At 69.7% G+C, this 11,490-nt stretch carries 14 protein-coding genes; 2 read left to right on the top strand and 12 right to left on the bottom strand.

The genetic code is table 11. The features are described 5' to 3' along the window. Nucleotides 1–42: 42 nt before the first annotated feature. On the top strand, nt 43–1,332 hold the full coding sequence (locus ASE20_RS20015; protein ID WP_056896297.1) for an adenylate/guanylate cyclase domain-containing protein: 1,290 nt from the start codon (nt 43–45) through the stop codon (nt 1,330–1,332). Here ASE20_RS20015 and ASE20_RS20020 read toward each other — a convergent pair. The 7 genes from ASE20_RS20020 to ASE20_RS20050 are packed head-to-tail and all read right to left on the bottom strand — an operon-like array spanning nt 1,318 to nt 7,703. Then, on the bottom strand, nt 1,318–1,554 hold the full coding sequence (locus tag ASE20_RS20020; RefSeq protein WP_056896298.1) for an SCO4848 family membrane protein: 237 nt from the start codon (nt 1,552–1,554) through the stop codon (nt 1,318–1,320). The genes ASE20_RS20015 and ASE20_RS20020 overlap by 15 nt on opposite strands. A 22-nt stretch (nt 1,555–1,576) precedes the next feature. Continuing rightward, complete coding sequence (locus ASE20_RS20025; RefSeq protein ID WP_056896299.1) at nt 1,577–2,617, bottom strand: YihY/virulence factor BrkB family protein; 1,041 nt, start codon at nt 2,615–2,617, stop codon at nt 1,577–1,579. Continuing rightward, the gene (locus tag ASE20_RS20030) at nt 2,614–3,120 is read right to left on the bottom strand and encodes a 2'-5' RNA ligase family protein (RefSeq protein WP_056896300.1); all 507 of its coding nucleotides are present in this window, start codon (nt 3,118–3,120) and stop codon (nt 2,614–2,616) included. The genes ASE20_RS20025 and ASE20_RS20030 overlap by 4 nt, the downstream gene beginning before the upstream one ends. Further along, complete coding sequence (gene trpS, locus ASE20_RS20035) at nt 3,120–4,208, bottom strand: tryptophan--tRNA ligase (protein ID WP_082612631.1); 1,089 nt, start codon at nt 4,206–4,208, stop codon at nt 3,120–3,122. The genes ASE20_RS20030 and trpS overlap by 1 nt, the downstream gene beginning before the upstream one ends. A 33-nt stretch (nt 4,209–4,241) precedes the next feature. Next, complete coding sequence (locus ASE20_RS20040; RefSeq protein ID WP_056896301.1) at nt 4,242–5,471, bottom strand: MFS transporter; 1,230 nt, start codon at nt 5,469–5,471, stop codon at nt 4,242–4,244. 29 nt (nt 5,472–5,500) lie between these two features. Next, entirely contained in the window at nt 5,501–6,349 is an 849-nt protein-coding gene (locus ASE20_RS20045; protein WP_056896302.1) for an SDR family oxidoreductase, read from the bottom strand. A gap of 13 nt (nt 6,350–6,362) precedes the next feature. After that, nucleotides 6,363–7,703 carry a cytochrome P450 gene (locus tag ASE20_RS20050; RefSeq protein ID WP_056896303.1) on the bottom strand — a complete coding sequence of 447 codons (1,341 nt, stop codon included), beginning with the start codon at nt 7,701–7,703 and terminating at the stop codon, nt 6,363–6,365. Nucleotides 7,704–7,776: 73 nt separating this feature from the next. On the opposite strand from ASE20_RS20050, the gene ASE20_RS20055 reads away from it, so the two are divergent. Continuing rightward, entirely contained in the window at nt 7,777–8,376 is a 600-nt protein-coding gene (locus tag ASE20_RS20055) for a TetR/AcrR family transcriptional regulator (RefSeq protein WP_056896304.1), read from the top strand. Between the two features lie 12 nt (nt 8,377–8,388). Here the strand turns inward: ASE20_RS20055 and ASE20_RS20060 are convergent, their stop codons facing one another. The 5 genes from ASE20_RS20060 to ASE20_RS20080 form a co-directional block, all read right to left on the bottom strand. Then, nucleotides 8,389–8,718 (bottom strand): hypothetical protein, encoded by a 330-nt coding sequence (locus tag ASE20_RS20060; protein WP_056896305.1) that lies wholly within the window; start codon nt 8,716–8,718, stop codon nt 8,389–8,391. Nucleotides 8,719–8,765: 47 nt separating this feature from the next. Further along, nucleotides 8,766–9,425 carry a hypothetical protein gene (locus tag ASE20_RS20065; RefSeq protein WP_056896306.1) on the bottom strand — a complete coding sequence of 220 codons (660 nt, stop codon included), beginning with the start codon at nt 9,423–9,425 and terminating at the stop codon, nt 8,766–8,768. A gap of 179 nt (nt 9,426–9,604) precedes the next feature. Continuing rightward, nucleotides 9,605–10,444: a DUF4253 domain-containing protein gene (locus ASE20_RS20070; protein WP_056896307.1), complete on the bottom strand. Its 840-nt coding sequence runs from the start codon at nt 10,442–10,444 to the stop codon at nt 9,605–9,607. Nucleotides 10,445–10,626: 182 nt separating this feature from the next. Continuing rightward, complete coding sequence (locus ASE20_RS26085; RefSeq protein ID WP_412778607.1) at nt 10,627–11,103, bottom strand: CPCC family cysteine-rich protein; 477 nt, start codon at nt 11,101–11,103, stop codon at nt 10,627–10,629. A 60-nt stretch (nt 11,104–11,163) separates the two neighbouring features. After that, nucleotides 11,164–11,490, bottom strand: a 327-nt coding sequence (locus ASE20_RS20080) for an HNH endonuclease (RefSeq protein ID WP_162261054.1), incomplete at its 5' end; no start/stop codon positions are given.

The raw sequence follows: 11,490 nt of genomic DNA on the forward strand, positions 1-11,490 counted from the left end.
GGTCGGCGCCATTTCGGGCCCGGATCTGCCACGATCAGCGCTGTGGGGCTCAAGTCGATCAGCGGATGGCTGCAGGAGCAGCACGCCCAGCTGCACATGGCCCGCTGGATGCTGGAGTTCGACGACGACGAGGCCGAGCAGGAGTTCGTCGTCTACGACGACATGCGCGGGCTGAACGAGGGCCGGTTCGCGCTGGGCATCGGCATCGCGTTCACCCTCGCCTACGGCGTGGTCGACATCCTCGTGCTCGACCAGGTCCTGCTGGCGGTGGCCCTGGTCCGGCTCGTCGTCGTCGCGCTGTTCGCCGGCGCCCTCCTCGTCATCGGTCGTGCGATCTGGGTCGCCCACCGGCTGCAGCTCGCTTCCGCACTCCTGCTGACGTCCACGCTGCTTCTGCTGGGGACCGCGATGGGCCAGGCGGCCGACTTCCCGACCGAGTACCTCAGCACGTCGTGCACGGTGACCCTCCTGGGGGCCGTCGGGCTGCTGCGCCTGCGCATGCACACCGTCCTGGTGATGACGGCCGTCTACGCGGCCGTGTGCCTGAGCCTCCCGGGAGCGCTCGGTGGCGTCGACATGCTGGCCCGCCACGTCGCCCCGACCCTCGGCCTCGCGTCGATCGCCGTCCTGATCGGCTTCTCGCTGGAGAAGCTGCGCCGCACCGACTACCTGCGCCAGCAGGAGGTCGAGATGGAGCAGGCCCGCTCCGACGAGCTGCTGCACAACGTCCTGCCCGCGACCATCGCCCAGCGGTTGCGCACCGAACCGGGGGCGATCGCCGAGTCCGCCCCCGACGTGAGCGTGCTCTTCTCCGACATCGTCGGCTTCACACCGGTCTCGGAGTCACTGACGCCCGAGGAGCTGGTCCAGCTGCTCGACACGATGTTCCGCGAGTTCGACGAGCTGTGCGACCAGCGCGGGATCGAGAAGATCAAGACCGTCGGCGACGCCTACATGGCGGTCGCCGGGCTGCCCGTCCCCGACGCGGACCACGCGGCGTCGTTGGCCGAGCTGGCGCTCGACATGCAGCGCACGCTCACGCGGCTCTCCCCGCAGTGGCCGAGCCCGATCGCCATGCGCATCGGCATCGCGTCCGGCCCGGTCGTCGCCGGGGTCATCGGGCGGCGCAAGTTCACCTACGACCTGTGGGGCGACACGGTCAACACCGCCAGCCGGATGGAGTCGCACGGACGCCCCCACCGGATCCAGGTGTCGCAGTCCACCCACGCGCTGCTCGAGGCGCGCTACGCCTTCAGCGAGCCGCAGACCGTCGAGGTCAAGGGCAAGGGCCCGATGACGACCTACTTCCTGCTGGGGTCAGGCGCCCTCTGAGGACTTGGAGGCCTTGAGCGCCTTCCAGCCGAGCGAGCCCAGCAGGCCGGCGATCACGAAGTTCACGATGATCAGCACGGTGTGCGCGACCCAGTAGCCGGTCGCACGGTCCTCGCCCGCGTCGTAGGCGTTGTAGAGGTTCTTGGCGAAGTTGCCGAAGGAGAAGACGTTCCAGGCCGCGACGGCCAGGAGCAGGATCGCGTGCTTGCGCTCGAACTTCATGGGGCCATCCTCCCAAAGGGGGTCAGCCGCGCGGTCGGCGGCCGAGCAGCGCGCCGACCAGGGTGCCGAGGGCACCGCCGACGGCGAGCGGCGTCAGCCACGCCCGGCCCTTCGGCCGCTCCCCCTCCGGCTCGGGTACGACGACCGTCGCCACCGCGATGGGCAGCACCCGGCGCGCGTCCCGCTCCGCCCGGGCCAGCGGGCTGGTGTGCGCCCAGGCCGCGGCGTAGAGGATGACGCGCGAGAAGTAGTTGATCCAGACCAGCAGGATCAGCGCGATGCCGAAGGCCTGGAACGCCGGCTGGCCGCGGGTGCTGACGAGCAGCACGCCGGACAGCTGCTTGAGGACCTCGAACCCGATCGCGCCCAGCCAGGCACCGGACCACAGTGCACGGGACGGGACCGGCGGCTGGGCCAGGATGCGGAACATCAGGAAGAACAGCAGTGCCGACGCCGCCAGGCCGAAGACCAGCGCGATGATCGTCACCAGCCAGCCCAGGCCCGCGCCGAGGTGCACCCAGTCCAGCACCTGCTCCGACATCCGGGTCAGCACCGCCGAGGCGCTGACGCTGAGCAACAGCACGACGCCGAGGACGACGAGGCTGGCCAGGTCGCGCAGCTTGCCGATCACGAAGCTCGGCTGCAGCCGGTCGGGCATCTCGAAGAGCACGATCAGCGCCGTCTGCAGCGAGGAGAGCCAGCCGAGACCGGCATACAGCACACCGACCAGACCGATCAGTCCCACGGCACCGGCGGCGCCCTGGATGTCCTCGAGCTGCACCTGGCTCTCGTCGGTGCCGACCAGGCCGGGCAGCACCTCGTCGATCGCGCGGGTCAGCGCGTCCTGGGCGTCAGGGAAGACCTTGGACAGGTAGCCGACGGTGAAGAAGGCCAGCGCCAGGACGGGGAAGACCGACAGGAAGCCGAAGTAGGTGACCCCACCGGCCTGCTGGCTGCCCTTGACCTCGCCGAAGTGCTCCTGCATCCGCACGACGTGGTCGACGAACGGTGAGCGGTCGCGGACCTCCGCGACCTTGGCCTTCACGCGCTCGACGATCTTCATGACAGCGGAAAGGTGCGCGTGGCCCTCCAGCCCTCCTCGTCGTGGTGGACGTACAGATGGAAGTCCGTTACCCCGAACCGGCAGTCGAAACCGGCCAGCTCCTCGAAGGCCCGGTCGAGCGTCGGGTCGTCGAGGTGGTGGGCGACGGTCACGTGCGGGTGGTAGGGGTAGTCGAGGTCGACCGCAAGCGGGCCCCGGCGTACCTCGTCGGCGAGCTGCTCGCACTGGGAGATGCCCTCGACCAGGCCCACGAACACCACCGGCGAGACCGGGCGGAAGGTGGCCGTGCCGCGCAGGTGCACGGAGAAGGGCGCGACCCGGGTCGCCGCCTGCGCGAGGTGCGTCTCGATCTCGGCGAGGTCGCCCTCGACCTCGGTCGGCGGGATCAGCGTGATGTGGCTCGGGACGCCGGCGGCGGTGGGGTCGCCGATGGAGAGCCGGTAGTCGTGGAGCTCGGTGGCCCAGGGCTCGGGGATCGCGACCGCGACACCGATGACCGGCATCAGGACTCCGTGGTGCGCAGCGCCGTCGGGGCGACGAAGCCCACCCGCTGGTAGACGTCGGCCAGGGTCGCCTCGGCGACGGCACCGGCGGTCGCCGCGCCCTGCGCCAGCACCTGCATCAGGTGGTCCTGGTCCTCCAGCAGCTCGAGGGTGCGCTCGCGGAACGGGGTCACGAAGCCGACCACGACCTCGGCGAGGTCCTTCTTGAGGTCGCCGTACATCTTGCCGACGTACTGCTCCTCGAGGTCGGGGATGCTCTCGCCGGTGAGGGCCGAGTAGATCGTCAGCAGGTTGCTGATGCCCGGCTTCTCCTCCTGGTCGAAGCGGATCTCGGAGCCGGAGTCGGTGACCGCCGAGCGGATCTTCTTCGCGGTGACCTTGGGGTCGTCGAGCATCTCGATGATGCCGCCCGGCGCGGAGCTGGACTTCGACATCTTCCGGGTCGGGTCCTGGAGGTCGTAGAGCTTGGCCGTCGCCTTGAGGATGTAGGGCTCGGGCAGCCGGAAGGTCTTCTTGAACCGGCTGTTGAAGCGCTGCGCGAGGTCGCGCGTCAGCTCGAGGTGCTGGCGCTGGTCCTCGCCGACGGGGACGTAGTGGGGGCGGTAGAGCAGGATGTCGGCCGCCATCAGGACCGGGTAGGCGAACAGGCCGACGCTCGCCGCACCCTCGCCGCCCTTGGCGGACTTGTCCTTGAACTGGGTCATCCGGCGCGCCTCGCCGAAGCCGGTCAGGCCGTTGAGCACCCACGCCAGCTGGGCGTGCGCGGGCACGTGGCTCTGCACGAAGATCGACGACCTCGCCGGGTCGACGCCCGCCGCCAGCAGCTGCGCGGCACCGATCAGGGTGCGCTGGCGCAGCAGCTTCGGGTCCCAGTCGACGGTGAGCGCGTGCATGTCCGCGATGAAGAAGAACGGCTGGTGGTCGCGCTGCAGGTCCACCCACTGCCGGACGGCGCCGACGTAGTTGCCGAGGTGGAAGGAGTCCGACGTCGGCTGGATCCCGGAGAGGACCCGCGGCCGGGCTGCTCCCTCGGGCACAGCGGGCTGCGCGGTCTCCGGCACGGGCACGTGCTCGGTGGTGGCGGACATGGGAGCGATTCTCTCAGGCCACCGATGCGCGGGTCACGCGGGTTCGGCCACCACGAGATCACGTCGGTGGACCACCGCCGAGACCAGCAGGATCACGACGCCGACGGCCGCGAGGCCGGCTCCGACGAGCGCCGGGGCGCGGTAGCCGTGGCCTGCCGCGATGACGAGCCCACCCAGCCAGGCGCCGAGCGCGTTGGCGATGTTGAGGGCGGCGTGGTTCATGGCCGCGCCGAGGGTGACCGCGTCGCCGGCGACGTCCATCAACCGCAGCTGCAGGTTGATCACCAGGACCGAGCCGACGGCGGTGACCAGGAAGGCGACCGGCCAGAGCAGCCAGCCACCCGGCGCGGCGACGTAGTAGACGAGCATCAGCACGATGCCGGTGATGCCCGAGCCGAGCAGGCTGCGGTAGACCGACCACGCGGCGAGCTCGCCGGCCAGCCAGGTGCCGACGACCATGCCGAGACCGAGGGCGAGCACGAAGAAGGGCACGGTGCCGCGGTCGAGGCCACCGACCTCGGTGACGGTCTTGGCGATGTAGGAGTAGACGGCGAACATCCCACCGAAGCCGACCGCGCCGACGGCCATGGTCAGCCAGACCTGGAGGCTGCCGAAGAACTCCTTGGCCTCCTTGCGACCGCTCGCCTCCGAGTCACCGGGGACCGACGGGACGACGGCGAGCACCAGCGCGACGGTGACCAGGGCCAGCAGTCCCCCGAGCAGGTACGTCGAGCGCCAGCCGGCCTGCTGGCCCAGGAAGGTCGCCAGGGGCACGCCGACCACGTTGGCCACCGACAGGCCGAGCATCACGCTGGCGACCGCACGACCGCGGCGCTCCGGCGCGACCAGGCTCGCGGCGACGAGGCTCGCCACACCGAAGTAGGCACCGTGCGGGAGGCCGTCGAGGAAGCGGGCGGCGGCGAGGATCTCGTAGCTGGGGGCGGCCGCGCTGAGCAGGTTGAAGGCGGCGTACGCGACCATCATCGCCACGAGCATCGCGCGCCGCGGCAGGGCGGCACCGAAGAAGGCGAGGATCGGGACGCCGACCACGACGCCGAGGGCGTACGCCGAGATGATGTGGCCGGCCGTGGGCACGGAGACGTCGACACCGTCGGCGACCTCCGGCAGCACGCCCATCGTCATGAACTCGGTCGTGCCGATCGTGAACCCGCCGACCGCGAGCGCCAGGATCGCCAGCGCGGGTCGGGAGTGGGCCACGGCCGGGCGGGCCTCGGTCGAGGTCGTCGTCGGCGAGGAGGTCACGTGCGATCGTAACCGTCCCCGGGCCGGTGTCATTCCCGGACGTCGGATGTTTCCGTGAGACGTCGGGCACGCTCCTCGTAGGCCGCACGCGCCGCCGGGTCGGCCGACGCGAGCACGTCGCCGGCCCGGGTCGCGCGGGACATGGCGTCCTGCACGAAGCGGGGCAGCGCGAGGGTCGGCTTGCTCAGGCCCTGGGTCCAGCGCGGCACCCACAGCTCGGGCTTCGGCCGGCGTACGGCGGACTCGACCACGGCGGCGACGTCGTCGGCCGTCACCGGCTTGATCCCCCGGGCGGCAGGGACACCCGCAGCGAGCTCGGTCTGCACCACCGTGGGCAGCACCACCGTCACGTCGACGCCCTGCGGGGCGAGCTCCTGGCGGATCGCCTCGCTGAACCCGACCACCGCGAACTTCGACGCGGAGTAGGTCGCACCGTGCGGAACCGCCACCCGGCCGACGGCCGACGCGACGTTGACGACGTGACCGTGGCCGCGCTCCACCATCCCGGGGGCCACGGCCTTCACGCCGTTGATGACGCCGTGCACGTTGACGTCCATGATCGTGCGGGCCACCCGCTCCGACTCCTCCAGCACCGGTCCCAGCGGCATGATGCCGGCGTTGTTGACCAGGACGTCCCACGGACCGAGGTGCGCGACCTCGGCGAGGAAGGCGGCCCACGAGTCCACGTCGGTGACGTCGAGGCGGGCGGCGGCGACGCGGTCGTCGTACCCGTCGGCGACCTGGCGCGCGAGCTCGGCGTCGAGGTCGCCGACGGCCACCCTGGCGCCCGCGCGGGCGAACCGGTCGACGACGGCACGGCCGATGCCGCGCGCGCCTCCGGTGACGATGACGGACAGGCCGGCGATGGAGCGGCTCATGATGCCTCCGGGTTCAGAGTCGGACGAGGTCGATGGGCTGGCCGTCCTTCGGGAACGGCAGCGAGTGGTTGTCGAGCGGGGCGACGTACGACGGGTCGACGTGCCACCGGTGGGTGCGCAGCAGGCGGTGCAGGATCGCCTTCACCTCGGCCCCGGCGAAGTGGAGGCCGATGCACTTGTGGACGCCGCCGCCGAAGGGCGACCAGGCGTAGCGGTGGGCCTTGTCCTCGCGCCGCTCCGGACCGAACCGGTCGGGGTCGAAGCGCTCGGGGTCTGTCCACAGCCCCGGCATCAGGTGGGAGAACTGGACGCCGACCGCGACATGGGAGCCGGCCGGCACCCGCACGCCCTGCACCACGGTCTCCCTGACCGCTTGGCGCGCGAGCATCGGCACCGGCGCACGCAGCCGCAGGCTCTCCTTCATCACCAGGTCCAGCGAGGTCAGCTGGTCCAGCTCGGCGAGGCCCGGGGCCTCCCCCAGCGCCAGCGACTCCGCGCGGCAGCGCTCCTGCCACTCCGGGTGCTGGCCGAGGTGCTGCAGCATCGTCGAGGTGGTGATGGTCGACGTGTCGTGCGCGGCCATCATCAGGAAGATCATGTGGTTGACGACGTCGTCGTCGGTGAACCGCTCGCCGTCCTCGCCCTCGATGTGGCACAGCACCGAGAACAGGTCACCGGTGCGCTCGGCCCGCTTCGCCGGGAGGTAGTGGCGCAGGAAGTCCTCGAGCACCTTGCGGCCGCGGTAGGCCCGTCCCCACCGGGTGAGCGGCACGTCGGCGCGCACCACCCCCGACGCGGCCTGCACGCAGGCGATGAACGCCTCGTTGACCCGCTGCATCTGCGCGGGCGAGGTGTCGGCGGCGCCGCACATGAAGATGTCGGCCGCGATGTCGAGGGTCAGCTGCTTGAGGGCCGGGTAGCAGCGGAAGCCGTCACCGCCGGACCACGCGTCGATCCCCCGCGCGATCGCGGGATGCATCGCCTCGACGTACGACGCCAGCCGGTCGCGTGTGAACGCCTCCTGCATGATCCGGCGGTGCACGTGGTGCTCCTCACCGTCGAGCAGCATCAGGCCGCGGTGGAAGAACGGGCCGACCAGGCGACCCCACGCCGGCTCGTTGGCGAACGCCTTGTCGGCGTTGCGCAGCGCCTCCTCGCAGGCGTCCGGCCCGAGCAGCATCACGAAGGTCCGGCCGAGGAAGGGGAATGGCGAGACCGGCCCGTAGGTGTCGTACTGGTGGCGCATCAGGGCGACGGGGTCCCGGGCGTAGTCCGTCACGCGGCCGAGCAGCGGCAGGCCGTGGTCGCCACGTCGTACCGGAGGGAGCTCGCGGGTCACCTGACTGGTGGGCATGCCGCCAAGAATCATTCAGGAAGGACGTCCTGTCAACCTTCTCCTCGGCGCTGATCTCTGACAGGCTGGAGCCGTGGCCGTGCAGTCGGGTGTCTACCGCGGGGTGAGCGCGCAGGAGCGCGCCGCCGAGCGCCGGCGCCGCCTGCTCGAGGCCACCCTGTCCGTCTGGGCGGACCCGGCGACGCGCACCACGATGACCGCCGTGTGCGGCGAGGCCGGGCTGACCGAGCGCTACTTCTACGAGAGCTTCCGCGGCCTCGACGAGGCGCTCAGCGCGGTCCTGGAGGACGTCGCGACCGAGATCGAGTCGCGGACCCTCGCGGCCGCCGAGGCCGCGGGAGCAGACCCGGCGGCGCGGATCACCGCGGCCGTCACCGCCTTCGTCGACCTGCTCGCCGCCGACCCCCGCAAGGGACGGGTGGCCATCATCGAGGCCGCCGCGCTGCCCGGCCTGCGCGGCCGTCGTACCGAGCTGCTGCGCCACTTCGGCCGGCTCGCCGCCGAGGAGGCCCACCACCACGCGCCCCGGCGCCACGAGGACGAGCTCGCCGGCCTGATGTTCATCGGCGGCATGGCCGAGGTGGTCACGGCTTGGCTCGACGGCGCCCTCGAGGTCGATCCTGAGGAGGTCGTGGCGACCGCCGCCCGGGCCTACCTCGGGCTCTACGGTTGAGGTCGGCTGGGTTCAGATGAGAGCGGCGTCGCCGGAGTCGGTGATGAAGAGCGAGTGCGTCGAGCTCCACGCCTCGTGGTCGGCAAGGACGCGACGTGCTTCGGCACTCGGCAGGTCGCGCTCATCCTCGGTCGTCATGACACCGACGAGCCCTTCGTCGAACCACCGCAGGAGCACTCCCGCGCAATCCTCCGGCTGCTCGGCCGGCCACCTCACCTCGTTGTCCGACCCGGGGTTGTCGACCTCGGACATCGGGAGCTCGTGGAGCATGGCCCCTTCGCGCACGGCCCAGAACATCTTCTGCTCGAGGCGAGTCATCTCGTCGTAGGGCTTCGAATACACGGTCGCAGTCTGCCTCGGACGCGCGCGCTCATGCCGATGAGCGAGCGTTAGACCAAAGGTCCGTAGGGGCTACGCGGACCCGACCTCACCATGGAGTGCACAGGTCCCGAATCCAGCAAGGTGCATCGCAGCGTGTAACTGCCCTCGTCGCCCCACATCTCGGTGGCATCCAGATTCCGCCAACGTCTCCGCTTAGGGTCTCTGACCCTCATCGGCCCTTCATCCGGTCCGACGTACAGCGGATGCCCGTGTTCGACCTGAATGCTTGGCGACGTGTCCAGGCGGATCTCGTCGATCCGCCACGTGTAGATCAGCGCAGGCATGCCATCGCGCTTCGAGAGCTCGTCCATGTAGGCAAAATGATCGACACTCAGGTAGATCTCTCCGCTGAGCCTCACGCCGGCAGTCGGCGGCTCCAGGTCGTCAAGCACCATCCATTCGTTGTACGCAAGCAACCCGAAGTCGAGGACGAAACAGTCCTCCATCGGTTCCCTTGCGGAGCGCACAAGGTCGGCACTGACGCGATACTGCGCATCGTCGTCTACTGCCTCACACAACAACTCCGCATCGGCCGTCGGCTTAAGACGGTCGTGCCGGAGGTACCCAAACTCCAGAGCAAACTGCCGCATCTGGCCGACCGCGAAATCGGTGTAGTTGCCGTCCTGGAGAACCCACCCGCTCAGCCCGATCCACCAATCGCGCTCCATCAATCGCTCACGATGCATAGGTCATGGTGACAGGGTCCGGGTGCCCGGGACTGTGTGGACCGGCGCTCGTCACATCCGCCCTCATCTGCCGCTGTCGGCACGCGCGAGCTAAACACTCCATCGGGACCGAACATCAACTTCTCAGGTGCTGCTACCGCTGCTCGAGGACCGGTTCTCGATCAGTCCCACCAGATCAACCACTCCCGCTGGGTGACCATCTGCCTCGCGCCACCAGTGACCTGGAACCCGCCTTGAATGGCGCTGTCGTTCGCGAAGGAGAACACCTCGGCCGCGAGGCGCTCGGCCTCCAGTTCCGTAGTCGGAGGGGCGACGACCTGAAAGGACGTCCATGCGGGGTTCAGCATTACGGGCACCAGTCCGAATCTCTCTTCCCACGAACGCAGGACACCGGCGAAGATGCCCGGGGTCGCGTCGTCGTTCGGGATACCGAAGTCGAGCATGAGGACGGCGTCGGCTGGTCTCCGGCACGCCATCAGCGAAAGCCGCTTCGCCCCGCGCGGGGCGACCAGTGCACTCAGCGGGTCGGCGGGCAGAGTGGATGCTTGCGCGAGGACCATGCCGGTTTCGAGCAGTCCGAACTCGCGCATCAAGGACACATAGGAGCCGGGTTCCTCGCCGGGTGACTCGAAGTACTCGCGCCGGTCGGCAACGTTGACAGCGTCGTACGCGTCACTCGGGACTGCGTAGGGATCCAGCCAGAACGGTCGACCATCGTCTGCCAGCGGCTTGTGCCAACGTCGCTCGGCTTGAATCGGCCACCGCCTGTCGACGATCGGCCACAGACCTGTGTGCGGGAACTGGAGGGCGCATCTCAGCCATAACTCGCCCGCGTCGTCGACCACCTCAGCCGCAGCCTCCCAGCCGAGCAGGTGACCATCGATTCCGTAGACCTCGTTCCCATCGGGAAGGCCGAGCTCCCCAAGGGTGGATTGGGATGGCCGGACGGGCGCCCAGAGGTCGGCAGCTAGACCGGCAGGCCGAGCGTCGCTCCAGCTCATCGCGGGAGCCGTGCCAACGCCTACTGGTTCCATGAGGGAACGATAGGTGCCTGGTCCGACTACCCTGCCCCACCGCCACGGCCGGTGATCATGGAACTCCTCGCGCCGCACCCGTCCCGTCGTTTCGACCCGCTCACTCCAGGCCAGGCCTAGATGGCTCTACCGATGGGCGGGGACCGCCGCTAGTTCTGTCCGCTCCATCCCGGACGCCAAAACGTTGGGCGCCACCAGTAGAGGACGGTTAGGTCGTCGGGCCAAGCGGCCAACTGTTCGCCGAGCGGCTCAAAGAAGTCGACCGACCGGTCAATAGCCCGCCACCCTGCGTCTCTCACGTCGTCGCCGCTGACCGGCCGAACATGAGACAACACCCGCTCTTCCACGGCCCCGAACTGCTCGAAATGACCCTGTGCAACCTCCAACGAGGGCTTGTTCGCTCCGCCTGACCAGTCCGGCCAACGCAACTGCACTGCGTCGTCCTCCCAGAAGCAGATGGCACAGATCTCGTGGGAGCCAGGCTGTTCGTCGAGCTGCAAGTAGCCGCAGCACGGACAGGGATGGGTCACACCAGACATTCTCCGTGGGCCTAGCAACCGCTCGATCATGCCGCTGTCGGGACGGGAGCGCCGGACCATGCCGCCCCGCGGGCGGAGCCCGACCATGCCGGAGCAAGCGCCTTCATGCCAGCGTGGGTTCGGGTCGCAGCAATCGGCGCACCAGTCTCAAGCGGCGTCGCACCAGAAGATGTCGAGGCGGGGCAGGTGGTCGGGTCTCCGCTCACGTGGTGGGTCGGATGGCCAGCCGGGTGGAGCGGGCGCGACGGCTCGGTAGCGGTGACCCGTAGGGGTCACGGTCTCGACGGACGGTAGGTCGACGTCCGGTCCCGGCACCTGCTGCCAGTCGGCTTGCTTGGCGTGGTTGCAGGCCGCGCAGAGGCCTTGGCCGTTGGCACGAGCGGTCGGTCCGCCGTCCTCGAACGCGACGACGTGGTCGGTGTGCTGGATCGGGGCGTCGCACCACGGGGTCGCGCAGATGCCGTGGCCCTGGAT

It is taken from the genome of Nocardioides sp. Root240 (genome assembly GCF_001428825.1).
Taxonomy (GTDB): domain Bacteria; phylum Actinomycetota; class Actinomycetes; order Propionibacteriales; family Nocardioidaceae; genus Nocardioides.